The organism is uncultured Marinococcus sp. (assembly GCF_947493875.1).
GTDB lineage: Bacteria > Bacillota > Bacilli > Bacillales > Marinococcaceae > Marinococcus.
Map to the genome: position 1 here is coordinate 63,485 of NZ_CANLSU010000003.1, position 25,224 is coordinate 88,708.

General features: G+C 48.4%; 25 protein-coding genes and 1 pseudogene. 14 read left to right on the plus strand and 12 right to left on the minus strand.

The window, feature by feature from the left end; genetic code table 11:
• Positions 1-32: 32 nt before the first annotated feature.
• Both Q0757_RS05940 and Q0757_RS05945 read left to right on the plus strand, forming a co-directional pair.
• Complete coding sequence (locus tag Q0757_RS05940) at positions 33-1,655, plus strand: sodium:solute symporter (protein WP_298785461.1); 1,623 nt, start codon at positions 33-35, stop codon at positions 1,653-1,655.
• 12 nt (positions 1,656-1,667) lie between these two features.
• Positions 1,668-2,216: a hypothetical protein gene (locus tag Q0757_RS05945; protein ID WP_298785462.1), complete on the plus strand. Its 549-nt coding sequence runs from the start codon at positions 1,668-1,670 to the stop codon at positions 2,214-2,216.
• 410 nt (positions 2,217-2,626) lie between these two features.
• On the opposite strand, the gene Q0757_RS05950 is transcribed toward Q0757_RS05945, so the two are convergent.
• From Q0757_RS05950 to Q0757_RS05965, 4 genes are all read right to left on the minus strand, one after another.
• Positions 2,627-3,151, minus strand: coding sequence for an ABC transporter permease (locus Q0757_RS05950; RefSeq protein ID WP_298785463.1), 525 nt, complete (start codon positions 3,149-3,151; stop codon positions 2,627-2,629).
• Positions 3,102-3,602, minus strand: coding sequence for an NUDIX hydrolase (locus Q0757_RS05955; RefSeq protein WP_298785464.1), 501 nt, complete (start codon positions 3,600-3,602; stop codon positions 3,102-3,104). The genes Q0757_RS05950 and Q0757_RS05955 overlap by 50 nt, the downstream gene beginning before the upstream one ends.
• A gap of 34 nt (positions 3,603-3,636) precedes the next feature.
• Positions 3,637-4,200, minus strand: a complete 564-nt coding sequence (locus Q0757_RS05960) for a hypothetical protein (protein ID WP_298785465.1) — start codon at positions 4,198-4,200, stop codon at positions 3,637-3,639.
• 301 nt (positions 4,201-4,501) lie between these two features.
• Positions 4,502-4,741 carry a hypothetical protein gene (locus tag Q0757_RS05965; protein ID WP_298785466.1) on the minus strand — a complete coding sequence of 80 codons (240 nt, stop codon included), beginning with the start codon at positions 4,739-4,741 and terminating at the stop codon, positions 4,502-4,504.
• Between the two features lie 261 nt (positions 4,742-5,002).
• Between Q0757_RS05965 and Q0757_RS05970 the strand changes: the two genes are divergently transcribed.
• The 3 genes from Q0757_RS05970 to Q0757_RS05980 all read left to right on the plus strand — a co-directional run bounded on the left by Q0757_RS05970 (position 5,003) and on the right by Q0757_RS05980 (position 7,833).
• Complete coding sequence (locus Q0757_RS05970; RefSeq protein ID WP_298786143.1) at positions 5,003-5,317, plus strand: helix-turn-helix transcriptional regulator; 315 nt, start codon at positions 5,003-5,005, stop codon at positions 5,315-5,317.
• A gap of 85 nt (positions 5,318-5,402) precedes the next feature.
• A complete protein-coding gene (locus Q0757_RS05975; RefSeq protein ID WP_298785467.1) occupies positions 5,403-6,629 on the plus strand; it encodes an MFS transporter in 1,227 nt (408 codons plus the stop codon).
• A 151-nt stretch (positions 6,630-6,780) separates the two neighbouring features.
• Positions 6,781-7,833 carry a zinc-binding dehydrogenase gene (locus Q0757_RS05980; RefSeq protein WP_298786145.1) on the plus strand — a complete coding sequence of 351 codons (1,053 nt, stop codon included), beginning with the start codon at positions 6,781-6,783 and terminating at the stop codon, positions 7,831-7,833.
• A gap of 144 nt (positions 7,834-7,977) precedes the next feature.
• Here Q0757_RS05980 and Q0757_RS05985 read toward each other — a convergent pair whose 3' ends face one another.
• Positions 7,978-8,535 (minus strand): NADPH-dependent FMN reductase, encoded by a 558-nt coding sequence (locus Q0757_RS05985; protein ID WP_298785468.1) that lies wholly within the window; start codon positions 8,533-8,535, stop codon positions 7,978-7,980.
• A 12-nt stretch (positions 8,536-8,547) separates the two neighbouring features.
• On the minus strand, positions 8,548-9,606 hold the full coding sequence (locus tag Q0757_RS05990; protein ID WP_298785469.1) for an LLM class flavin-dependent oxidoreductase: 1,059 nt from the start codon (positions 9,604-9,606) through the stop codon (positions 8,548-8,550).
• A gap of 362 nt (positions 9,607-9,968) precedes the next feature.
• Here Q0757_RS05990 and Q0757_RS05995 point away from each other — a divergent pair, with 362 nt between their 5' ends.
• Positions 9,969-10,409, plus strand: a complete 441-nt coding sequence (locus Q0757_RS05995; RefSeq protein WP_298785470.1) for a universal stress protein — start codon at positions 9,969-9,971, stop codon at positions 10,407-10,409.
• Positions 10,410-10,509: 100 nt separating this feature from the next.
• Here Q0757_RS05995 and Q0757_RS06000 read toward each other — a convergent pair whose 3' ends face one another.
• The 3 genes from Q0757_RS06000 to Q0757_RS06010 all read right to left on the minus strand — a co-directional run bounded on the left by Q0757_RS06000 (position 10,510) and on the right by Q0757_RS06010 (position 14,842).
• Positions 10,510-11,865, minus strand: a complete 1,356-nt coding sequence (locus Q0757_RS06000) for a GntP family permease (RefSeq protein ID WP_298785471.1) — start codon at positions 11,863-11,865, stop codon at positions 10,510-10,512.
• A gap of 190 nt (positions 11,866-12,055) precedes the next feature.
• Complete coding sequence (locus tag Q0757_RS06005; protein ID WP_298785472.1) at positions 12,056-13,549, minus strand: peptide MFS transporter; 1,494 nt, start codon at positions 13,547-13,549, stop codon at positions 12,056-12,058.
• A 237-nt stretch (positions 13,550-13,786) separates the two neighbouring features.
• Positions 13,787-14,842 (minus strand): HD-GYP domain-containing protein, encoded by a 1,056-nt coding sequence (locus tag Q0757_RS06010; protein ID WP_298785473.1) that lies wholly within the window; start codon positions 14,840-14,842, stop codon positions 13,787-13,789.
• 343 nt (positions 14,843-15,185) lie between these two features.
• On the opposite strand from Q0757_RS06010, the gene Q0757_RS06015 reads away from it, so the two are divergent.
• Together Q0757_RS06015 and Q0757_RS06020 are read left to right on the plus strand one after the other, a co-directional pair.
• Positions 15,186-15,395, plus strand: a complete 210-nt coding sequence (locus Q0757_RS06015; protein WP_298785474.1) for a hypothetical protein — start codon at positions 15,186-15,188, stop codon at positions 15,393-15,395.
• 20 nt (positions 15,396-15,415) lie between these two features.
• A pseudogene (locus Q0757_RS06020) lies at positions 15,416-16,908 on the plus strand (bifunctional diguanylate cyclase/phosphodiesterase).
• A 56-nt stretch (positions 16,909-16,964) separates the two neighbouring features.
• Here the strand turns inward: Q0757_RS06020 and Q0757_RS06025 are convergent.
• The gene (locus Q0757_RS06025; protein ID WP_298785476.1) at positions 16,965-18,359 is read right to left on the minus strand and encodes a PLP-dependent aminotransferase family protein; all 1,395 of its coding nucleotides are present in this window, start codon (positions 18,357-18,359) and stop codon (positions 16,965-16,967) included.
• Positions 18,360-18,561: 202 nt separating this feature from the next.
• Here Q0757_RS06025 and Q0757_RS06030 point away from each other — a divergent pair, with 202 nt between their 5' ends.
• From Q0757_RS06030 to Q0757_RS06050, 5 genes are all read left to right on the plus strand, one after another.
• Entirely contained in the window at positions 18,562-19,275 is a 714-nt protein-coding gene (locus tag Q0757_RS06030) for an AzlC family ABC transporter permease (RefSeq protein ID WP_298785478.1), read from the plus strand.
• Entirely contained in the window at positions 19,272-19,598 is a 327-nt protein-coding gene (locus Q0757_RS06035; RefSeq protein ID WP_298785479.1) for a branched-chain amino acid transporter permease, read from the plus strand. The genes Q0757_RS06030 and Q0757_RS06035 overlap by 4 nt, the downstream gene beginning before the upstream one ends.
• Positions 19,599-19,652: 54 nt before the next feature.
• The gene (locus Q0757_RS06040) at positions 19,653-20,117 is read left to right on the plus strand and encodes a RidA family protein (RefSeq protein WP_298785480.1); all 465 of its coding nucleotides are present in this window, start codon (positions 19,653-19,655) and stop codon (positions 20,115-20,117) included.
• A 42-nt stretch (positions 20,118-20,159) separates the two neighbouring features.
• Entirely contained in the window at positions 20,160-21,158 is a 999-nt protein-coding gene (locus Q0757_RS06045) for a zinc-binding dehydrogenase (protein ID WP_298785481.1), read from the plus strand.
• Positions 21,159-21,430: 272 nt separating this feature from the next.
• Positions 21,431-22,480: a homocysteine S-methyltransferase family protein gene (locus tag Q0757_RS06050; protein ID WP_298785482.1), complete on the plus strand. Its 1,050-nt coding sequence runs from the start codon at positions 21,431-21,433 to the stop codon at positions 22,478-22,480.
• Between the two features lie 78 nt (positions 22,481-22,558).
• Here Q0757_RS06050 and Q0757_RS06055 read toward each other — a convergent pair whose 3' ends face one another.
• Both Q0757_RS06055 and Q0757_RS06060 read right to left on the minus strand, forming a co-directional pair.
• Positions 22,559-23,371, minus strand: coding sequence for a hypothetical protein (locus Q0757_RS06055; protein WP_298785483.1), 813 nt, complete (start codon positions 23,369-23,371; stop codon positions 22,559-22,561).
• A 210-nt stretch (positions 23,372-23,581) separates the two neighbouring features.
• Complete coding sequence (locus Q0757_RS06060) at positions 23,582-24,145, minus strand: DNA-3-methyladenine glycosylase I (protein ID WP_298785484.1); 564 nt, start codon at positions 24,143-24,145, stop codon at positions 23,582-23,584.
• A 184-nt stretch (positions 24,146-24,329) separates the two neighbouring features.
• Between Q0757_RS06060 and Q0757_RS06065 the strand changes: the two genes are divergently transcribed.
• Positions 24,330-24,878, plus strand: a complete 549-nt coding sequence (locus Q0757_RS06065; protein ID WP_298785485.1) for a dihydrofolate reductase family protein — start codon at positions 24,330-24,332, stop codon at positions 24,876-24,878.
• The last annotated feature ends 346 nt before the right edge of the window (positions 24,879-25,224 follow it).

The window sequence follows — 25,224 nt, forward strand, 5'->3', positions numbered from 1 at the left end:
ACATATAGAAGATATCAAAGGAGGAGCACAGAATGAATAATTTTACGATGATAGATTTCGTAGTCTTGATTGTGTATGTTGTTGGGATTGCTTTATTTGGGGCTTTCTTCGGAAGAAATCAGAAATCGACGAAGGATTATTTCTTAGGCGGGCGCAGCATCCCCTGGTGGGCCGTCGGCCTGTCAGTGATGGCCACCCAGGCAAGCGCAATAACGTTTATAGGGGCCCCGGGCTGGGGCTACGAAGGCGGGCTTGACCGTATCAATACCTATATCAATTTACCGCTTGTTATGGCTTTTTTAATGGTGACGCTAGTGCCATTTTTTTACCGTACAGAAGTGTATACAGCCTATGAGTATCTGGAAAGAAGATTTGATACGAAAACAAGATCGCTGACAGCGGCGTTATTTCTGGTATCACGGGGCTTGGCCACTGGAGTTGTATTGTATGCGCCGGCCCTGGTTCTTTCAGTGGTAACTGGGTGGAACGTCAATCTGACGATTGCTCTTATGGCCGTAATCGCTATTGCGTATACAGTGTTAGGCGGGATTTCCGCCGTCATTTGGACAGATGTAATTCAAATGTTTGTTTTATGGCTTGGTGCTATTTTAGCGATCTTTACGATTATCGGCACGCTCCCGGACGGGTTTTCTGGCGCGGTTTCATTAGGCGCGCATGAAGGAATGCTTGAGTCACTGGATTTTCAATTCGACCTCTCGGCGGAATATAGCATTTGGGCAGGTGTGATCGGCGGTTTTTTCCTTCACGCTGCATACTTTGGTGCTGACCAAAGCCAGATTCAGCGTGTATTGACTAGTAAGTCGATCAAGGAAAGCAAAATGTCTTTATTAATAAGCGGTTTGTTTATTTTTCCTCAGATGCTGCTGTTTTTATTTATCGGTATTTTGCTTTACGCTTACTACCAGTATGTGGGCCAGCCTGACATAGAAAACTTGAACGAATTGTTCCCGCTGTTTGTAGTGAATAATTTACCGGTAGGAATTACAGGATTGATTATTGCAGGGGTATTTGCTGCCGCAATGTCAAGTTTGGACTCTGCTTTGAACTCTTTGTCGGCAGTAACTGTTCGTGACTTTTACGCGAAATTTTTCAAGAAAAACGGATCGGAAGAGCACTACTTGAAAGCGTCAAGGTGGGCAACTGTTTTCTGGGGAATCTACGCCACTATTTTTGCATTCTTTGCTGGCAACCTGGGGCCGGTGATTGAAACGGTCAACCAGATCGGTTCTTACTTTTATGGTGCTTTGCTCGGTGTGTTTCTGTTGGCCATTTTTGTTCGGCGTGCGAACGGCACAGGGGCTTTCGCAGGTGTCATAGCGGGTATGGCAGCTGTTTGGCTTGTTATTACGTTTGCCGAAATTTCATTTTTGTATAATAACGCCGTTGGCGCTATCGTTTCGGTAATTATAGGGTATGGGGTGAGTCTGCTGGCTCCTGCACCGGAAAAGAAGAAAACACAGGGCCTAATCTTTGGAGATAAAGAGCCTCTTCAGGAAGAGCTGCAGAGGCGACAGTCGCAGGCAGAAAAGGTAAAAGAGCAGGAAGAGGAACGATCGATGAAAAAATGGCCGTACATTCTTGTGGCGTATTTCTTCGTTACGCTGATAATTCTTTATCTATTCCAGATAGCATAAGGCGGGAAAAGAATGAATAAATTTGTCTTAAATGCGAATCTAGGTCACTCCGAGGCTGTAAAAAACATTAAAGAATATCAACAGAATATTGTAGAGAAATGGCGGCGTCTATTTAAAAATGACAAAAGCAGGCTTGTAGCAATCGAAAAGCTGTATCTTCCTTTCTGGTGCTTCAATTACGAGTACCAAAGCAGACAAATGAAAAATAAAATCGAAGGAAAAGTAGCAGTGGAAACATACAAGCATCATACAGCGATTTTACCGGACAACACCGCTTTTTTTGAATTAACAAAAGACCTTACTATACTTCCGGTAAAGGGAAAACCAGTGCCTGAAGTAGCCCGGAACGAAATTTACTGGGAAGCGTTTGGCAGAGAAAAAAAACGAAAAGATATTAAAATTGAGATTGTTGATACTGGTTTGTTGTATGTTCCCTACTGGGTAGGTTACGTAAATAAAGAAGAGATAGATATTGTAATTGTGGATGCGACGACTGGGAAAATTGACCTCGGCTTGAAAGAGTCTATGCTCGAGGCAATAATGGCGAATTCTGAAAAATAGTGTGTACAGTCATAAAGGGAAGAAAACTATAATAGATAAAGATAAGGTAATTATTCATATGCAAGAGGATTTTACTAAAGTTATATGTAAGCGATTTCGAATTGCAGTTCATACATGTTGAATTTTCTATACAATGATTAAAAGAAGGCCAACTGTTTAGGTTGTTGGCCTTCTTTAAGCGAAGTTAAGAATCTACCTGTTTCAGTATAGAAGAAATCGAGATTATGGAAACGTATTTTATTAGCATAGGAATTTATCTCATTTGGAAATATTACTTTTGTTTACTATAAGGAGAAGGCGTATAGTTCAAAAATAAGGACACTGGTTCCTGCATAAAAAAAGCAGAACGCTAGCGCTCTGCTTTCCGGGAGACGTGAACATAGAGTGTTCTATGACGTGTCTTTTGGTTATTATTCACTGTCTAATCCGTTTTTCTTATAGACGTACATAAATATGCCCAATGTGAGGACAAGCCAGGCGAGAAGGACGCTGGTGTCTGTGATGTTCCACTTGTACTCCGTGCTTGAAGATAGCGTTTCGGCCAAATTGGCCAGCACCCCGCTGTACGTGTAATTCAATATCTCCGCAAACGTCTCATTGAATACTTTGAGCACTGGAGTCGAGGTGAAAAGTACTAAAATAGGCGTGCTGACGAGCGTCGCCTGTGCCTGATTTTTAGCGAAAACACCAATAATGTAGCCAATCACAATACTGATCAGGGTGGCGAGGGTCGTAATGACAAGATACGTGAGAATCGGAATATCCCCCAGAGAGACACCGCTCGCAGGAACGAGCAGAATGTTGGTGGCTACCAGGATCCGGAGAGTGCTGATCAATGTGATTGTATTTACGTAAGCGTAGTTTATAAGTTTGGGCTTAAAGGCATTAGCTGTCGAGGGGGAGGCAGCCGTGAAGATGGGCCTGGAAAAGCGCAAAGCTTAATTCTCCGTCAGAGAACGTATTGTCTTTGACTTTATGGATGCATTCGGTAATAGGGAGAGAATAAACCTGAATGTTTTCGTGGTCTTCGAGCTGCTGCTCCTGCTGGAGGTTCACGTCATCGGTAAAGAAAACGTGGGTGCGGTCGTTACTTCGCCAGGAGGCCGGAAGCATCGTTCCTAAATAACTTAAGTCTCCACATATGTATCCTGTTTCTTCAGCCAGCTCTCTCCGGGCGGCTTGAACGAGTGTTTCACCCGGTTCCACTCCGCCGCCTGGCAGCTGCACAACCACAGCGTCGACTGCCGGACGGTATTGTCTGATAAGAAGAAAAGCATCTTCTTTTTTGGCCAGAACAACGACACCGTCCGGTTCGTCCAGCGTAATGAACTTTCTGCCCCGTTGATCCGAAATGACGTGCTCGCCCTGTTCCTGCTTTTCATTCATATTATCTGCCTCCGTTTATTAGTTAGTGGTGGTGCTACTTGCCCCGAAGCCTGTCCGCTAATTCGTGCTCCGAAAAACGGATGCGGGTGATCTGGTGGTTGTCGTTCATCCACGCCTGACCCTGAATATTCTCGGTGTCCTGTTGGGCATTATCCTGATAGGCCACCTGAAGATGAAAGTCATAGGCCCGGTCGGCGGTTTCCCATTGGGTAAGGCGAAGATCTTTGACATTCATTTCCATCTGGTTCTCCTCCGCAATCATGTGGTAGTGGGCAGCGTGAACACGTACAAATTCTTCATAGGCATCCGCTGTAAAATATTCTCTGTACTGCTTCTGGTAATACGCGTCGAGCTCGGAATTTCCTTCGGTATTATCCGTTTCGTTTTCTATATCCCCAATCACCGTGGCATGTTCGGTGTCATTCAACAGCTGTACTAACGTTTCATCCGGCCCACTGAATTGGTTCGTTAACACGCGTTTCAAATTTGATCGATCCTGTTGAATGTTAATGTCATTCATACCGGTACAGCCTCCGGAAAAAACGAGAAGAAAAATTGCTACAGTTAAAATGAGCGGTCTTTGCAGCAATAGCGGCATTCTATTCGCTCCTTTTCAAAGAGAAAGTACAATTTACCCTCTTTCCCCATTTATTGTAAAAAAGTATCATAGAGGGAAAGAAAAGTAAATTCAATAACTGAAAACATGGTTTACATTAAATGAGGCGGCTCTATTTGAACAAGGAGGGTTATGATGCGCGCCAGGGTCAGAATGATATGTATAGTTCTTCTTTCGTTAGCCTGTCTCGTCCTTGGTGTAATCGTTTTGGTGTCGATTCCAGAGCGGGAGACACCAACATCGCTGATGGTCGCGCAGGGCGTGGTCCTTCTTTTAGTCGGGATTAAGTTTCTGATAAACCTGAAACGACCATCGAAACAAAATCATCAGAAAAGCGGTTCCCGCCCATGATAAAGAGAGGCGGCAGTAGCCAAGTAACCATCACAGCTTCAATTCTGACAGGTTCTAAGCAGGCATCTGAAGGATTGCTGTTGTGAAGCTGGAATGAATTTAAGGACGAGTGACAGCCGTTCAAAGCATTCACCGTATTCTCCACGATCTTGATGTGTATGACAATGGCCATGGTCAGCATCCTTATGGAGTCACTCATATGCAGGATGGAAAAAACGTTGACGAAATGGCCAGCTCTTATTAGAAAACTAAGAGAGTGAACACCTATAACTCTAATTACTGGAATAACTTGAGAAAATATAAATTTGAAGCATGCAGTCCAAAATTAAAAGGATTATCGGCGACTCCGCGGCTTTGCAAAGGCTGTGAAAATAGATTCTGCCATATAAGGAAAAGTTGACATATCGAGTTGACTCGATATACAATGCTGGTTATGGACCCAATAGATCTGTTTAAAGCACTTTCAAACGAAACCCGTCTGAAGATTCTCTGGTGGCTGAAGGAACCGGAAAAGCATTTTCCTAAACAGCAGGCCCACCTGCCGAAGGAGGTAAGCATTGAAGGGGGCGTCTGCGTGGGAGATATTCAGGAAAAAGTGCAGGCTTCCCAGTCCACGGTGTCGCACTATCTGAATATGATGCAGAAGGCCGGGCTGCTGGAATCCGTCCGCTACGGCCAATGGACGTACTACAGACGAAATGAAGACACACTTCAACGGCTGGCGGAGTATCTGAAAACAGAAATCTAGTCATTCAGGTTTCTGTTTTTTTACGGCCCATTAAATCGAAAAATCTAGATATTTAATTATAGTGAAATGAATTGAGGTTGAAAGAATGAGTGTACATGAACAGGAAAATCATTTGAGCCGCAAACAAAAAGTGCTGGCGTTTACGCTGACGCTGCTGACGTTTGTGATGGGAACGAGCGAGTTTGTTATTGTCGGGCTGCTTTCAGAAATCTCCTCCGATCTGGGTATACGCCTGGCCACAGCTGGAACGCTCGTATCTGGATTCGCGATTGCCTATGCGATCGGTACGCCGGTATTAACCGCTTTTTTGAGCCGGTTTCCTAAATACAGCATTATGATTATGCTGAGCATACTGTTTATCGCTGGCAATGTGGTCAGCGCCTTTGCAGGCACGTACGCAGTGCTGCTGTTATCAAGGATTGCTACGGCGATGGTAAGCGGCGTATTAACGGCCCTCGCCATGTCGGTTGCAGGGGACACGATGCCGGCGGCCAAAAAGCCGGCGGTGATCGCTTCCATTTTTGCCGGTTTTACGATCGCCAACGTGCTGGGCGTACCTCTGGGTACGTTTATCGGCCAGCTGTCGAACTGGCAGGTAACGTTCTGGGTGACAGCGCTTCTCGGGGTCGTGGCGCTCCTGATTAGTTTAGGGGTTCTTCCGAAGGATATAAAAAGTGAAAAAAGCTCGATCAAGGACCAGGCTGCCCTTTTTACACAGCCAAGGATTCTGTTAGCCTTCTTGATTCCCATTTTCGGCATCGCCGGCACGTATACGATTTATACGTATATCACGCCTATTATTGAAGACGGGCTGTCGATCCCAAGCAGCTATGTGAGTGTCGTGCTTCTCGGCTACGGTGCTTTTTCGATTTTCAGCAACGTATTGGCAGGAAAAATTGCCAGCCGTAACGGCATCTCGAGGCTCAGGTATGTATTCGTTGTTCAAAGCGTGGTGCTGCTTTCGCTCTATTTCACCATGGCCTCCACCATCGCCGGTTTAATCAGCATTATGCTTATCGCGGTCATGATTTATGCCATGAACGCCACTATCCAGCTGTATTTAATGAATCTCGCAGAATTGTATTCTCCTTCCGCGAAAGATTTAGCGTCTGCGCTGACGCCTGTTGCGGTAAACGTCGGGATCGCTTTGGGCTCTGCGGCGGGAGGAGTCGTAGTGGCAGCGGGAAGCATTGCGTTCCTTCCCTGGGCCGGCGGCCTTTCCGCCCTGATAGCTGCAGGATTGGCTTCGTTAAGCTACGTTCTGGATAGGAAGGAAGCGCGAACTCGGACAGTAAGTATTTCATCGGAATAAAGACGGCATATATTACTAAAAGCATCTCTGGCAGAAAAACAGAGATGCTTTTTTTGATTGGAGGCTGCAGCAATGGGTATAATAAAGCCAAACAATGAGCGGTGAAGGGCGGAGAGAAATAGTGGAAAAAACAAATCAGAGCGGCGGTAAAATGAAAGCTGTACAGGTGACGGGCTATGGAGGCCTGGATAAGCTGGAGCTCGCAGAGGTTCCTGTTCCGGAGCCTAAGGACGGGGAAGTACTGGTCAAAGTAAAGGCGTGTGCGATTAATAACACAGAAATCTGGATGAGGGAGGGCGCTTACGGAACCGGGAAAGATTCCGGCTGGCGGCCGGAGGGCGTCCAGTTTCCGCGCATTCCCGGATCAGATATCACTGGGGAGGTCGTGCAGGCAGGGAGCAGAGAAAACGAAGAGCTGCTCGGCAAACGGGTAGTATTGTTTCCGTTCACCTCCAGCGGCGAGCCTGGTTATGAGCATATTTCAGAGGATATGTCTTTTATAGGCTCAGAATACGATGGAGGCTACGCTGAATATGTCGTATGGCCGGCTGAGCTGTGCTTTGATATGCCGTTATCCAGCTATTCAGACAGTGCCGCGTTCTCGGTGAGCGGACTGACGGCCTGGCATATGGCCCGGCAGGTGAACATTCAGCCGGGGGAAACGATTATGGTTACGGGAGCCAATGGCGGCGTAGGATCATTAAATGTGCAAATTGCCTCAAAGGTGTTTGGAGCCAGAGTGATCGCCCTCGCAGGAAGTTTCGAGCACGAGGAAAACCTCAAAGCATTAGGCGCTTCCCTGGTGCTATCTTACAAATCCGATCAGCTTCAGGAAGAGATTTTGGAGTGGAACGGCGGGCCCATCGACGCAGTGTTGGACGTTGTTGGAGATGCGCTGTTTTCCCTGTCCCTTGACGTGCTGAAAAAGGGCGACAGATTTTGTACCTCCGGATCTGCCGGCGGACAGATAACTACGCTTGATTTACGGACGCTGTACTTAAAGCATATTACAATGTATGGTTCTGTCCTGGGTACAAAAGCAGAGTTTAAAGAGTTGATAAACGCTGTTTCTGATGGACGGATCAAGCCGGTCATCGATAAATATTTTCCTTTAGAGGAAGCAAGAGAGGCTCAGAGATACTTTAAAAATAAAGGCAAAGCAGGAAAAATCGTTCTGCTTCCTGATACGCCCAGTGTCCAGTAAACAGGAAGCAGTATAGAAGTTGCTCGTGTTTGGGCCAATTATCGTCTAATCCTATGGAAGTATAAAGAAAAAACCCGAATCATACACGCTGTTTTTTCGTGTTAATGGTTCGGGTTTTAATTTATTTTTTCTCATTACAATCTGCTAAAAGTCATATTGGCTTTCCCGTATTTGTTCAAAGGTCTGCGAGAGGACAACAGTATCCTCCGCTAAGCGGTCCAGACGGTCGAGCACATCGGTATTAATAATTTCTTTCTGGTGAAAGTCTTTTTCTTCAATAAATACATACGTCTGAACGATTTGGGCCTTCATATAGGACAAAATCGGCTTAAGCTGCAGGTCTGCAACTAAATAATGCTTAGGCGACCCGGCGGTGACGAGCATACTCACTGTTTTGTCACGAAACGCGTCAACCGGCAGCAGATCGAATACGTTCTTTAAAGCTCCTGGAATAGATGCCTGAAAGATGGGCATGCCGATGATAACAGCGTCTGCTGCCATCAGCTGCTGGGTGACATAGCCGGTGTCTCCTTCGTAGTCGAGGTAATGACGGCCGTCGCTGAACAGCATCGAGTATTCCGCCAGATCAATCACCTCTGTTTCAATATCAGGATATCTCTCATTAACCTTTTTTATCGCTTCGTTCATGGCCGTTCTCGTTTTGGAACCGACCTGTGAGCCGGACAAGCCAATTAGTTTCATTTGTTATTCTCCTTATTTTTGTGCCGTGTATTTTTTAACAGCCGGCAGAATGGTGTCTCCGATCAGTTCGATATTTTTTCTTATTTTATCCATTGGCATCCCGCCGAAATCAATCTGGGCAATGTAGCGCTGATGCCCGAATACTTCATGCTGGTGCAGGATTTTTTCGATAATTTCCTGGGGACTGCCCGTATTCATAATATTATGCGGCTCGGCCCCCTGGGCAAATAGCTGCTTCGGAAAGCCTCCGCCGTTGGTGCGCTTCATGCCTTCATTAATGTGGGGATACAGGTCCTTGAGCGCCTGCTGGGTTGTCTCGGCTGCGTAAAAGAAGCCAGCTGTGGCCACCGGAAGCTCCGCCGGATCATGGCCGCCGGCACGGGCTGCATCCCTGTAAGCATCAACGGTTTGTTTAAAACGATCCGACGATCCGCCTAAATGAGCCATAAACATAGGAACCCCGGCATAGCCCGCTTTCATCGCGCTGGCCGGAGTTCCGCCGACGGCACGCCAGATGGGAAGCGACCCTTCCGCAGGGCGGGGGAGCACTTTGGCATTCGTTAACGGTGCCCGGAACTCTCCTTCCCAATTTATATTTTCCTGTTCATTAATCTGCCGGAGCAGATCAAATTTTTCTTCATACAGGGCCTCATAATCGCGGACATTATAGCCGAGCAGGTCAAACAATCCAATCCGGGAGGCGCGTCCTGCCACAAGCTCGGTGCGTCCTTTGGAAATCAAGTCAATGGTGGCGAAATTCTCATATACCCGGACAGGATCCGAGGTGCTGATGATCGTGGAGGAGCTGCCGATTTTTATTCGATTTGTTGCCTGGGCAATAGCTGAAAGAACAACCGCGTGGGCCTGGGTGGCGAAATATTCCTGATGGCTTTCCCCGACGCTGAAGAAATCCAGTCCCGCCTGTTCAGCAAGCGTGGCGTATTCGATTAATTCATGAATCCGTTCCTGAGCTGATATTCTCTCTCCCGTATGCGGATCGGGCAGATGATCTCCCAGGGTATAAATGCCAAATTCCAGTCCATTCTCCGGATGAATGCGATATTGTTTCATAACGTAAAGGCCACCTTTTTTTATTTTGTCTAATGCTATTATAATTAATACCCAACACATTAGTAAGTACGTACATCAAAGTGGCATAGTATAAAAAAGGGTACCTGGGATAGTAAATTTTCCCGGGCTATCGATCAAAATCATCAGAACAGCTATCCGGGCGAGGGAAAGGACGACGCGTTCCATCAGCAAAGTAAAAAAACTCCGGTTTTTATGGAGCCGTTTTCCAGTTAAAAAGGTTATAAAAAAGGACAGGAGGGAATGGTTGAGTACCATCTTTAACGATAGGAAGGGCGTCTTCTTCAAAAGGAGACAGAAGGCGTGGAAGAACACGGTTATCCTGAAAAACAAGGAGGAGAAATATGGCTCATTATCAACGGATTTTAGTAGGAATTGATGCTGTTGAGATTCCCACCTATACAGTGTTCGATGAGGCAAAGAAAATGGCGGCCGACCACGGGGCCACATTAATCATAGCTTTTGTGTTCGATCAAAAAAGGTATGCAACACTGCAGCGCATGGACCCCAAGGGGATTGAACAATTGCGGACGAAAGCCGCTCTGTATCTCGAAGCTTGTCAGCAGGCGGCGTGGGCTCATGGAATAGAGAATGTGGAAACAGTTATGGATTCCGGGGTCCCGAAGAAACGATTAGCGGTCGATTTAGCTAACCGTTATCAGGCGGATGCTATTATTGTAGGCGAAAGCGGTGGTACGCGGTTCGAACGTCTGATGTTTGGCCACACGTCTAAAGCCATCCGCCGAAAAGCAAACTGTGATGTGCATGTAGTGCAAAACAGCTGAAAGGCGTCTTAGATATAAAAATAGAGAACGTTCTATATTGGGGTAAACAAAGAGACGCTCCCGCATGGAAGCGTCTTCGTTTTATCCTGCTATCCAGCCGTTAAACAAAAATCAGCCATAAAGCGAATGTAACAAAAATCGCGGTCACGCCCTGAATCAGCGTCCCCGTAGTCTGCGCCTTGTACGCCTGAGTGACCGACATGCCGCTGAACTCCTTGACGACCCAGAAGTAGCTGTCGTTCACGTGGGAGACGACCATCGCCCCTGCGCCGACAGCCATGACCACGAGCGCCAGCGGCAGGGCTCCTTCGATGCCCAGCTCGCCCAAGAGCGGTGCGACCAGCGACGAAGTAATGACAAGTGCCGCAGTGGACGAGCCCTGGGCGGTTTTCAGGGCGGCTGCAATCAGGAACGGGATAAAGACAAAGATGGCACCGGCGAAGGCTTCATTGGCGGCGACGCCCTCGATGAACTGGGCCACCGACGTTGCCGTAATAACCGAGCCGAAAGCGCCTCCTGCGCCGGTAATAAGAAGAATCGGCGCGGCTTCTTTAATGCCGGTCCCTACCCATTCCGTCAAGGTTTCCTCATCGTACTTGGGCAGGAGACTAAATGCGGACAGAAGGCCGATCAAAAGAGCCACTGCCGGCGCGCCGAGGAAAAGAAAAACCTCAAATACCGGGCCCTGCCAGCCGGCAAACGTAATGACCGAGCTGAACCCGATAAGAAGAATCGGCACCACTATAGGGGCAAAGGACTTAATAGCCGACGGCATTGCCCCAAATTCGTTTACGATGGCATTATAGTCGAACGAATGGTCATCCTCGCCTTCGATATGTATGTTAGTTCCTGCCTTCATCGCCCACAGGTAGCCGGCCATGATGGTTGGAACAGCTACAACAATACCGATTAAAATGATCGTGCCCAGATAGTCTTCCGCCCCAATATTTCCGGCAGCTGCGATTGGTCCGGGCGTTGGAGGCACGAGAGTATGAGTGGCAAACAGCCCCGTAGACAAGGCGATGGCCATGGAAGCGACGGTGACCTTCGCTCTGCGCGCAAGAGCCTTCTTCAAGGACGACAATATAACGTAGCCGGAATCGCAAAAGACGGGGATACTGACGATGCTTCCAATTACACTCATGGCGAGCTGGGGCCGCCGTTCCCCTACAAGACGCAAAACGACCTCCGCCATGCGCAGCGCTGCCCCGGATTTTTCCAGAATCACTCCAATGATCGTTCCAAACACAATCACCAGTCCGATGCCGCCCATCAGATCCCCGAAGCCGCTGTTCACAGCCTCCACCACGTCCGGCAGCGGAAGCCCTGCGGCAATCCCAAGGCCAAAGGCAGCAATTAACAGGGACAAAAACGGATGAAGCTTTAATTTCGCCGTAGCAAAAATAACAAACAGCACTCCCAGCGCGATTACTACAATCAGACCGAAGCCTTCCATTCGATCACTCCTTTTTAAAATTTGATTGCCGGAGCTGAAAATACATATACCAATGTGTCTCCATTATATGGGAAAGACAGCAGTCAAAGAAGGGTATAAAAGGAAAAATCAGTGAATTATAACTCTTTGACTGTATTAAAAAAGCAGACGCACCAAACTCAGAAGTAAGCGCGCCTGCTTGCTATTTTTATTAATTAACGCCCCGCATCAATCGCTGAATCAGCGGAGACAGAGCTAAGAGAAGGGCGCCCAATAGAATAGAAGCGCCTCCGATCACTCCGAAATAAACGATTTCCGAGTCGGGGGAGTAAAACTTCACAATTTGCGCGTTAATCGCCTGTGCGGAGGCATTTGTTAAAAACCACAGGCTCATCGTCTGGGCAGAGAAGGCAACTGGCGCTAGCTTTGTGGTGGATGAAAGGCCGACGGGAGATAAACAGAGCTCCCCGAGAACGACCAGGAAAAAGCTGAGCACGAGCCACCATGGGCTGACGAGAGACGACGTGCCATTGATGACGGCAGGAACAATCATGACTAAAAATGACAGCCCGGCAAAAAATAAGCCGAAGGCGAATTTTTTAGGAGTGGAAGGCTGGCGGTCGCCCCATTTCAGCCAGAGCCAGGCAAACAACGGCGCAAGAAAGATGATAAACAGCGGGTTGAGCGACTGAAACCAGGAAGACTGCAGCTCAATGCCGAAGGAGCTGAGCTCTGTCCGCTGATCGGCATAGCGTGCAAGAATCACTGACCCCTGCTCCTGAATGGCCCAGAACATCATCGCAGCCACAAACAAAGGAATGTAGGCGAGCAGCCGGGACTGCTCTGTCGTCGTGGTCTTCGGACTTTTATACATTACGATAAAGTATATCGTAGGAATAACCACCCCGAGAATACTGATAAGAAAAATAAAGCTATCAATGGTCAAAATGCCGAGGTAGCTTGAAGCGGCACCGAGAAGGCCAAGAATGATGATGCCAATGCCCAGGCGGCCGGCGACAGTTTTTCTCTCCGCTTTGGATAACGGGTTCGGAACATTGGTTCCGGCGAGCCCGAGGTATTTCTTTTTGGTGACGATAAATACGATCAGTCCTGCGAGCATTCCGACAGCGGCAATACCAAATCCAAGATGGAAATTGTAGCTCTGGCCGACGGTGCCGACAATTAACGGGGCAATAAAAGCACCCAGATTAATGCCCATGTAAAAGATACTGAAGCCGGAATCTCTCCGGTTGTCTGTTTCGCTGTATAAATCTCCAACCACGCTCGAGACGTTCGGCTTCAACAGCCCGGTCCCGATAACGATCAGAAACATGCTGACAAATAATGCCTGCACGCCTCCGGGGAAGGAAAGGGCTACGTGCCCGAGCATAATGAGAATGCCCCCGTAAAAAACGGTGCCTGTGCTGCCAAGCAGCCGGTCGGCAATCCAGCCGCCAATAATCCCTGACATGTAAACGAGCGACCCGTAGATGGCCATGATCGAAGCCGCTGTTCCTTCGTCCAGGCCGAGGCCCCCGTTAGAAACTTCGTTATACATGTAAAATAACAGAATGGCCCGCATTCCGTAGTAGGAGAACCGTTCCCAGAACTCCGTGAAAAATAATGTGAACAGCCCTTTAGGATGGCCTAAAAAACCCTTTTGAGGCACGCTGTCCAGAATCTCCTGCTTGCTTTTCCCATTCATGATTTAATCTCTCCTTGATGATGGCAGGGGAAGCTGTATTCTTTTTGAAAAACGACTTGCTTTCCCCTGGATAGTCCAGCTATTATATGTAAGCCGTGTTCATTTTCAAACTTTCCTATAAAAAATGCAACCCTGAAAAATGAAAAAACCAGGGGCGGGTTCGCTCCTGGTTTTAACGACTGCTTTAGAAAAAAATAAATACTACGTTTTTTTGTTTTCCGGGCTTAAAGTAATAGATTAGGATTCATGCTGCAGCATGGTATCCACCTTGAGTGACCGGTTGGTGGGCATGGTGAATACGTGCTTGGATTGGGCGTCCTTCAACAGAGGAAAGGTAGGAATTTTGCTGTCCACACGCATGACCTTTGCGATGCTTTTATCTGTCAGGCTTACGGTGGCTCCCACCGGATAAATCTCCAGAATTTCACACAGCATTTTTATAAGCTCCAGTTCGAGTCCGTGCTGCTCTTCAAACAATATTTCAATGGCTTGATGCGAAGGCATCGCCGGCCGGTACGGACGGTCGAGGGATAGGGCTGAATAGACATCCACGACACTTAGTATCCGAACAGCTTTGGGAATATGAAGGGCTGAAAGCTCCCAGGGATAGCCGCTGCCATCAAGCCGTTCATGATGGCTCTGCGCCAGCATGGCAACCTCTTCGGGGAACCCATAATCTGTCAGGATCTGATAGCCATAGAGCGTATGAAGCTTTACGAATGTCATCTCCTGCGACGTGAGAGCACGGGGTTTATCCAGAATGGCTGAAGGAATTTTGGTTTTACCAATATCATGCAGTAAAAACCCGGCTGCCACATTCTGAAGCTCCGTTATACCGGACTTGGCAGCTATTAAGCTTCCAAGCACAAAGGTGTCGAACGAATGCTGATATGTATAATCGTCCACTGCCTGAATTTTTTCCAGCAGGGTAATCATGGCTGGATGCTCATGTAACGAGACAAATAAGGCTTCGAGCCAGTGCAGGGTATCAAGATCATTTAAAGCAAACCCAAGCCCGTATTCGTTTCCGATCCCGGCGATACCCTGAAAGAAATTGCCCTTAATACGGAATAATTCTTCCTCTGAAAAAGGTTCTTTTGCCGGAGGGGCTTTGGGCTCCGGAGAAGCGTCCCGGGTTTCACCCGTAATTGTCACTTCTTCGATACCCCAGTGCTTTAATTTCTCAACCAGCCGTGGGGTAAGTACCGTTCCACGCCGCAATACCACTGTATTTTTACGCACCACGTCTTTAGTCAGAACATCGCCGGGCTGTATATCAAAAAGTCTGGTCATCCAATCCCTTCTTTCTAACGGATAGTATATATTCATTTATAGCACAAAAGTACTACAAAAAGACATAGTTAATACATATTTTTTCGGCAAGTTTTATTTTGTTTATTAAATGAAAAAATTAGGTTATTTCCTTTAACTTTTATTTTAATAATTGTTTAATAAGCATTTAACTGCTATACGACCAAAATGGTTGTTTTCGTAAGGAAGAAATACGGTGCCAACTACGATGATTTCCTAGGCTGATAAAAATATTTTTACAATAAGAGTAGTAAAATTATCCATTTAAGGTATACAATATATGTAAGAAAAAGGACCTATTTACTTGAATGGAAGGGGCAATGCAATGCTACACACCGATGTACCGTATTATACGCAGCTGCATCACGCTCTAAGTGATCTGTTGCGTGATATCGGCCAGGTCTTCCCCCGTCATTCGGTATTTTTTGCCACTCATGACGGAGTCACGAATACGATTCGGCAGGTAGATGACCAGGTCGGCCTTGCTATTCCGGGGGCTACACGGAACCATTTCAGCAGTCGCTCTGCCGGTTAGCCGCAGCCGCTACAGCCAGGGTGGTAGCCATTCCCGACTTGACCGCTCATGCTGACACCAGGAGCCACCCGTTCACGCTTCAATGTGGAACCGGCAGCTTTTTAGGCGCCGCGGTAACTCGCCCGGACGGGAGCACTATGGGCAGCTTATGCCTGATCAGCGATGAACCCTACCCATTCACCGATCGGGAGGAGAAGTGGGTGGGGAGTCTGGCCCGCATGGTCAGCGAAGTAGTTCGCATGGAGCAGGGACAGGTGCGCGACGGGCTCACGCATCAATACCACGCGAATGTACTGCCGACTATGTTTCAGGAGATGGCCGCCCGTGACGCCGGAGTAATGTTTTTTGTCATATCAATCAATGATTTCCAGTGGATCAATCAGCAGCATGGGTGCGAGCAGGGAGACCAGCTGCTGCGAACATTCGCGCAGGTGCTGCAGGAGGAATTCTCGGCGAAGGCAGTTCCATCCCGGATCGAGCCGGATACGTTTTTGGTGATGCTTCCCTGTGCAGAGGATGAGCATCCGGAGCACCGGGCCCACACACTGGCCAGCCGATTCCTGTATCATATCCACAGTACTCCGTTTCGGATGAAGGACCGGGACCAGTATGTGCAGATTAACATGGGTATTTCTTATTATCCCAAGGAAGATACCCATTTCGAACACTGCCTCGAAGCCGCCCGGAAACGCATGAAACGGGCGAAGCAGCTGCCTGCCGGAGAACACGTGGTGGACAGCGATGAAGCTCTGCTTGTCAGTGAACGTGAATTTCGGCTGCGCAATGATTTGAACCACGACGGACTGTATCAGCAGCTGTGTCTTCAGTATCAGCCGCAGGTGCATCTCTCCGACCGCAGCTTGCAGGGAGTGGAAGCCCTTGTGCGCTGGAACCATCCGACCTACGGCTGGCTCGCGCCAAATATCTGGATTCCGATTGCTGAAGCCTACGGTCACATCCACGCCATAGGAAAATGGGTTATCCGGCAGGGGTGCATCGACATGCTTGCATACGAAGCACAGCATGAACCTATAGATCTGGCTGTTAATATTTCGCCCCTGCAGCTGCGTGAGGCTGATTTTGCAGAACAGGTGCTGGCTATTGTGGCCGAGGTCGCCTTTCGGGCGGACCGGCTCGTGCTTGAGATCACTGAAACGCTCTGCTTGAGGAACATGCCCACGTGATGAATAACCTGCAGAAGCTCCGGAGCCGCGGGATTCGCATTGCAATTGATGATTTTGGGGTCGGCTACGCGTCATTTCACCTGCTGCACAAGTTTCCAATCGACATTTTAAAAATTGACCGGCAGTTAAGCCGTCCATTGACGTCGCCGGCTAATAAAAAAATCGTCAGCGCCCTACTGGAGCTGGCCTATTCCCTGGGAATGCACTGTATTGTGGAAGGCATTGAAACCGCCGAACAGCATGCCTTTTACCAGCAGTACGATAACTATTGGGGTCAGGGATACTACTACCACCGGCCTGTCGTCCCGGATGAGCTGCCAGCGCTGTAGAGCGAAGCCGGCATAAATCAAAAAAGATGGAATGGGCAGCTTTTTAAGTTTGTCATTTAATCGCTACCGCCGCCTGTCTGAAAATAATGGTTAAGCCTTCGCAGCCCTTCAGTTGAATGGGTGGCCGAAAGGGAGAGGCGGAGATACTTTTGCCCCGACGATTGTCCTCCGCTAATAAAACGGTCGGAATGCAGCATATGCACCTGCTTTCGTTTAATATCCTCCTCGACCTCGCGCCCGGGGGCCCTGAAGGAAATGGGCAGCCACCGAAAGTAACTGAGCGGATTGCCCTGAGCCTGCCCGGCCGGAAAATACGAATCATAAATGCGGTTGGCCTGCTTAAGCAGGGCTTTTTTTTGATTAAAAATCGTTTGTGCCTTCCCGTTATGAATGAGCTCAGAGACCACCTCCGTATCAAGCGAAGATGGCTTGGTATTGAGGTTGTAGATGCCCTCCGTAATTTTTCCCGCCAGCGTACTGCCAAAAATCATATAAGCTACCCGCAGCCCGGAGCAGATCGTTTTGGAGGTGCTGTTAATATACACGGTCTGCTCCGGCAGTAAATTCAACATAGGCTGCTGGTAATGCGGAGTGTCTGCAATAAAGGAGGCGGTAATTTCGTCTTCGATGAGAAGCAGCCGGTGCCTGGAAATGACGGAGGCGAGCTCCTGTTTTCTCGCTTCGGAAATCATATGGGTGGTCGGATTACACCCCGACGGCATGAGAAACACCCCGTGAATGTTGATGTTCGAGCATTTTTCCGCGAGCTCTCCGGGGGACATTCCATGGGCATCAGCGTGAACTGGGATCAATTGAATATGATACATCTGGGCGAGCTGAATAAAATTGGCATAGGTGAAAAAGTCAGTGGCAATACGGCTGCCCGGTTCAAACAGGCTGGATAAAGCAATGGCCAGGGCGCTCTGGGCGCCGGATACGATGGCCAGCTGACTAGTCTCTGATTCAATATTCAACGGCTGCAGCCATTTAAGGGCTGACGTTTTATGATGGGGGTGTCCAGTCGGATGATCATAGCTGAGGAGTTCTTCCACGTGGTTCTTGGCAGCCACGTCCCGGATCGTGTCGACCACCATCAGGTTCGTTTGTTCGAAGGTGGAGCCAAAGGCCAGATCGATATCTGCGGAGCCGGCTTCCTTGGAAATAGTGACCGTTTTGGCCGCGTTCGGAGAGATGAACGTTCCTTTGCCAGTAATGGCAAAAATCAGCCCTTTGTTTTCACAAATACTGTACGCCCGGGTGACCGTGGTAAAGTTAATATCCAGAAAATCAGCTAATTCACGCTGCGGAGGGAGCTTCGTACCTGGAGGAAGCGCCCCCGAGGAAACGTCCTGTTCCAGCAGCCCGGCCAGGGAAAGGTACAGCGGTCTCGATAACGCTCGTTTGTCCGGGCGCCAGGACATTGGATAGTGCTCAAAGGAATTAACAGGCATAAATATCGTTTCTCCTTGTGCATACAATATGGGATTGTATGCTTTTTTATTAGGATACACTGTAGCAGGGATTAAGGATTGCAACAAGGTTTTGTGCGTATTAAACCTTGAATCATAATTGTAATCCATACAATTATGGTATTTGTAGCATAAAAAGACCATGTTATAACTAAGGAGAAGCTGATGCAGAGGAAGTGAACCTATGACGAAAAAGGAAAGGGTGTATGCCTCGTTTCAGGCAGCGTTTCCCCAGACACTGCCGATCATGGCCGGCTTTTTGTTTGTTGGAACGGCATATGGGATTTTTATGCATTCTCTGGGCTTTCACCCTCTGTATGCTATTGGGATGAGCCTGCTGATTTTTGCGGGATCGATGGAATTTGTGGCGGGGCATTTGCTGATCGGAGCGTTTCAGCCGATGTATGCAGCCCTTTTGACACTTGTATTGAATTCCCGCCATTTGTTTTACGGTCTTTCCCTGTTAAGGCCCTATCATGATGCCGGTTTGAAAAAGTATTATCTGATCTTTGGATTGTGCGATGAATCATTTGCGGTAAACAGCTCCGCCCGGGTCCCGGATCATGTTGATACAGGCTGGTTCATGTTTTTTGTCACTCTGTTAAATCACAGCTACTGGGTGGCAGGGGCGGCGCTTGGCAGTATAGCGGGGAAGTATATGCCGGTAAACACCGAAGGACTGACATTTGTAATGACGGCCTTGTTTACAGTCATTTTTCTGGACCAGTGGATGGATGAGAGCAGTCATCAGAGCTCGGTGATCGGCTTGGGAGTGACGTTTTTATGCCTGCTTCTGCTCGGGCCAGGCCACTTTATTCTCCCGGCCCTTGTTCTGATTTTATGTGTGCTTCTGCTGATGGAAAAACGGCCGAAGCGGCGGGAGGCGCTGAACCAATGACACTGTTACAGGAGATGGTGATGATTGGTGTTATCATCGGAATGACAATGGCTACGAGGTTTCTCCCCTTTCTGATTTTTACGCCGGATAAGCCGGTGCCGGCGTATATCGAGGATCTCGGAAGAGTGCTCCCTCCCGCCGTATTTGGTTTTTTGGTGGTCTACTGCCTGCGGGATGTATCATTTTTGTCCGGAAACCACGGGGCGCCGGAGCTCCTGGCTCTCGTCCTCATCGCCATCGTTCATTTCTGGAAAAAGAATATGCTTGTTTCGATCGCCTCCGGGACCATTTTTTATATGGCGCTCGTTCAATTTGTCGTTTAATGATCCAAGGCCGGCACGGAAATCTTCATTATTAAAAGAAAGGCGGAACATCACATGAAAATCGAACAGAAAATACAAGAACTGGGTCTGCATCTGCCGGAACAATCAACCCCAAAAGCGATGTATGTACCCGTCAAGCAGTTAGGCAACGCTTTGTACGTTTCAGGGCAGATCCCTGTGGTGGACGGCGAACTGGTGTATCAGGGAAAAGCAGGAAGAGAAAGGTCGCTCGAAGACGCGCAGGAGGCGGCAAAAATATGCACGATGAACGTCCTGGCGGCAGTAAGACACTACCTCGGTGACCTGGATCAGGTGGCCCAGGTGGTGAAGCTTCAGGGATTTGTAAACAGCGAAGAAGGATTTTCTGAGCAGCATAAGGTCATTAATGCCTCCTCCCAGCTGCTGTACGACATATTCGGTGAAACGGGAAGACATGCACGTACGGCACTTGGAACGAACCAGCTTCCGATGGATGCCACGGTGGAAATTGAAGCGGTCTTCGAGGTGGAGAGCACGTAATCCAGCAGGAGCCGGAATTCTTGAGAAGAGGAGGCAGAAGCAATGAAGGCACTGATGCATGAAGGCGCAGCAGGAGTGAAGGGCCTTTCGGTACGGGAGACGAAGCTTTCAGAACCAGCGTTCAATGAAGTAGTCGTAAAGATGAAGACGGCAGGAATCAATCACCGGGATCTGTTTGTGCTGGAGCGCCACCAGTCAAACGAGCCGCCTTTAATTCCAGGTTCTGACGGGGCCGGGGTAGTGGAAGCGGTTGGAAACGGCGTTCAGACGCTACAGCCCGGGGATGAAGTGATCATCAATCCTGCAATTGGCTGGAGGACCAACAGTGACGCTCCGCCTGAGGAGTTTTCCATTCTTGGCCATCCACGTCACGGCACATTTGCCGAGCAGGTGATTGTCCCGTCAGCTAACGTTTATCCAAAGCCAGCTCATTTGACGTGGGAGGAAGCGGGTGTATTGTCGCTTTCCGCGCTGACAGCATACCGGGCCCTGTTTACCAAGGGCCGGGCCCGGGCTGGGATGAAGGTGCTCATCCCGGGCATTGGCGGCGGGGGCGGTACCTTTTTGCTGCAATTTGCGAAAGCGGTGGGTGCGGTCGTGTATGTGACGTCCCGGTCGGCCGAAAAACGCCGGAAGGCCCTGGCACTCGGAGCAGACAAAGCTATCGACAGCACAGAAGACTGGGGGCAGGCGCTCGGAAACGAAAAGGTGGACCTCATAGTGGAAACCGTGGGAGCAGCGACCTTTCACCAGTCCCTGGAGCAGATACGGCCGGGAGGAACCGTAGTAACCTACGGGGCTTCGGCCGGCGACGTGGTGGAGCTGAACCTGCGACAGTTTTTCTACGGCCAATTCCATCTATTGGGAACGACCATGGGAAGCGAAGAGGAGTACGCCGAAATGCTGCATTTCATCCAAGCACACAGCATCAGGCCCGTGCTTGATCATGTCTTCGCCCTTGATCAATTCCAGGAGGCATTTGAGCGAATCGAAACGGCGAGCCAGATGGGGAAAGTTGGATTGAACATCGAATCAGCATAAAATGAATTGCCCCATGGAGAGTCTTTTGCCTCCGCGAGGAGCTTTGAATTTCAAGTGCTTATATCTGTTCTCCAAAATAAACATTTATCAGAAATTATAAAACTTTCGCATATTCGGTTGACATGAAAAAAACGGCCTGCGTATATTAGATGCAACTCTTTGGAATATACGGACGTGGTTTTCGTATTAATGACTGAAAATACAAAAAAAGCGGTTGCCAGAGGGAGAGCAGTTAGGAATATTTAATAGGCAGAGAAAAGGGTGGAGAATGAATGAAGCGAAGTTTACAGGAGCGTTTAGAGGCAGGGCCGGTTATTGCAGGAGAAGGATACTTATTTGAATTGGAGCGTCGGGGCTATCTACAGGCAGGCACGTTTGTGCCGGAGGTGGCACTGGAAAACCCTGAGGCCTTAAAACAGACGTACCGGGATTACATGCGCGCCGGTTCGGATGTCATACTGGCGTTCACGTATAACGCCCACCGCGAAAAAATGCGTATTATCGGAAAAGAGGATCTGCTCGAGCCGTTAAACCGTCAGGCGATCCGGCTGGCAAAGGAAGTGGCCCAGGAGCACCCGGAGGAAGAGGCGCTCGTTGCAGGCAATATTTCCAACACAAATATTTTCAATCCGGACGATGAGGATTCCAAAACCGCAGTCCGCCAGATGTTTGCCGAAATGATTGGCTGGTGCAGTGAGGAAGGCGTCGACTACATTAAAGGCGAAACCTTTTATTATCACGAAGAAGCGCTGATTGCCCTTGAAGAAATTCAAAAGCAGGGACTGCCAGCCGTCGTCACCCTGGGATTAATGGGCGAAAATGTTCTGCGGGACGGCTATACAGTGGAAGAGTCCTGCCGCATTTTATCCGAAAGCGGTGCGCTGGTAGTCGGGATGAACTGCTTCCGCGGTCCTAATACTATGCAGCCGTACGTGGAGAAGATCCGGGAAACGGTTGATGGATATGTGGCGGCTCTTCCTGTGCCTTACCGGACAACAGAGAGTCATCCTACCTTCTTTAATTTACCTGATTCCGGATGCAGCTGCCACACTCCTCTGGAAACGACGTTTCCTACCGCACTGGAGCCGCTTTACCATAACCGGTATGAACTGGCGGAATGGGCGAAGGAAGCGACAGACGGCGGCGTGAACTATATCGGTTTGTGCTGCGGAGCGTCCCCGGCTATGCTGCGCTCAGTAGCAGAAGCTGCCGGGTTGCAGACAATAAGCTCAGAATACTCCCCGAACATGGAAAAGCACTTCCTATTCGGCCAGGACGAAACCCTTCAGGACCACAATACAAGCTACCGCACAAAAGCATAAATAAGCAAGAAGCTCTCCCGCATTTACAATGGGAGAGCTTTTTTTGGTTAATGGTCGATTAAATAAATGGGAAATTTTTTAGTTCATGGAATTTGTGATCTGTAAGGATTCAATTGGCGGGAGGCTGGTTCGTACCGCATAAACGGTTTTCCCTTCCTGCCAGCGGATGTCCACAGTGACATCGTCACTGGACGGAGCGTAATAAATATCGACGACTCCCTGGTCAGCAGAAGCAGGTAGAGGATGGCGCTTTAGGTATTGTGCCATTTGGCGGATCACGTCTGTCTGATCGAGATTTGCCGAGGAGGAGGAAGAGAGGCTCACCAGCCACTGATCCTGTCGCCCGCTGAAGCGGTACTGGTCTGCACCTTCCTTCGCGTGCCCGGATAAGCCGTGCCGAAAGGGTTCCACCCCCGGGGTGGAGGGATTAACAGTTTTCCCTTCCTGAAAGGCCTCGATTTCACTGACGGCTTCCTGCGCATCCATGTACCGGGCAGCAGTAACGTGTGCTAAGGGCTCCCCGGCACGGGTATGATACTGGATACTGTAGGTAGCTGAGTTGTTGGAAGCTACCGATCCCTGAGTCTGACTGTCCTGCTGACCGGGAAATTGTGAAGGCAGCTTGACCCACGTATCGTCCATCAGAAGCTCCTTCCTTATTTTTTCAACGTCCAGTTCTGAGGGTGTAGGAGAAGACATATTTTCCCTTTGAGGCTCCGGCTGGGAAACGGGCTTTTCTTCTACATCCTTCTCGGGCAGGTCATCTTCATCCTCAATGGAAGCTCCCTGGGCATTTGATGCCTGGGGAGCTTCTTTTTCGCTCGTACAGCCAAAAAGGAAAGCTGCAAGCAGGGTTCCTGACAGAAAATACATCAGTCGTGGTTTTTTCAAAGGGTTCCCTTCTTTCTAAATGGGAGTAGCCAAAGACCGGATTGAAATTTTTTCCATAAACAAAGAAAAAGCCAGAAAAAGTATTGTCCTCTTTTCCTGGCTTATGGATCGGCTGTAGTATCCATCCATTGCTGCCTCGTATGCTGTTGTACTTTCCCTATAGAGCTAATGGTAAAACCGGTATACTCGTAGCTTTTTCCCAGCAATTTTTCAGTTAATATTGAGCGTGTGAAAGCTGCAGGAGATAATATGATCATCGACCATGCCAACCGCCTGCAGAAAGGAATAGGTAATGACCGGGCCCATGAATTTGAAGCCTCTTTTTTTAAGATCCTTACTGATTCGGACGGATAAAGAGGACTGGGCAGGAATTTCCGTGTCGGCTGTCCAGTTATTGATAATTGGTTGGAAATCCACATAGCTCCACAGAAAGTCGGCGAAGCTTCCGAATTCCCTTTGTATTTTCAGTACCGCCTCCGCATTGGAGCGAACCGATTGAAGCTTCGAAAAATGCTTGATGACTTGATAATTCTCTTTGATTGCTTCCAAATCCGCGTCCGTGAGGCCGGCGCAATATTCGATGTCAAAGTTGTTGAAGGCAGACTGGTAAGCCTGTCGTTTCGCCAATACAATATTCCACGATAGGCCAGCCTGTGCCCCCTCCAGCGTAAGCATCTCGAAAATGTACCGGTCATCCCGGGCGGGTCTGCACCATTCTTCATCATGATACGCTTGCAAACGTTCACTGCTTTGCGGCCATAAACATTGTTTCATCGACTATGTTCCCCTTTCCTTCTGTTGGACTTACTGTACCATGCAAAATAGGACAACTGTGTGTCATATTAAGAAAAAATTGTTCGTTCGACGAATGTATTATTCAAGCTTTTTATATGAATGATTTAAAAGGATTCCAGGAAGGCAAAGGAGAAAAGAATAAAAAAGAAACGGAGGGAAGATGGTGGCAAAGGTATGTCTGGGCATGATTTTATCGCTGGATGGGTATGTTAATGACCGGCACGGAAAGATGGGGAAGCTTTATGCCAGCTTTGAGCCGAATGAAGTGATTGAAGCGGCGATGGCCAATACAGGAGCTGTGGTAATGGGCCGGAACAGCTTTGATGAAAGTCCGGACCCGGATGCCTACGCGGATGATTACGAATTTCAGGTGCCGTTGTTTGTGCTGACGCACCGTCCGCCGGCGAAGCATCCCAGGGAAAATGAAAACCTTACAATCACCTTCGTGACGAACGGCATTGAAAGCGCGGTCCAGCAGGCCAGAGAAGCAGCCGGAGAAAAAGATGTTGTGGTGCTCGGGGCGGACGTTGGCCAGCAGCTGTTAAAGGCGAAGCTCGCGGATGAGCTGCAGGTCTCGTTTGCGCCTGTCATACTCGGCAAGGGACTGCGGCTGTTTGAGCACCTGGAGGATCATGAAATTCACCTCGAGAAGCTGCGGACTATTGAGACCACCCAGCAGGTGGAAATCTGGTGTAGGGTCCTTAAGGAATAGGGAGAACCTTTAATTAAAAAGAGGAAGCAAATATTTAACTGAATTATCAAGATTTAAACCACTAAGCGGAAATTAAAAATTTTATTTAGAAGAAAAGGCTGTTCCAAATGGGACAGTCTTTCTTAATGAAAACTAATTGAAAGCCCCAATTAAAATTTCAGCATATAATTTATTAGGTAAACAAAGAATAGTGAGTAATTATACTTAAACCAAGTAATAATAAAAAATATACTTATTATTTTACTATTTTTTTAATTTTTTTGAAAACTTTGTTTATTAGGTATACCAACTAAATGTTATATGATAGCATGGCATTGTATTGAAATCGCTTTCATTTTTGAAAGGG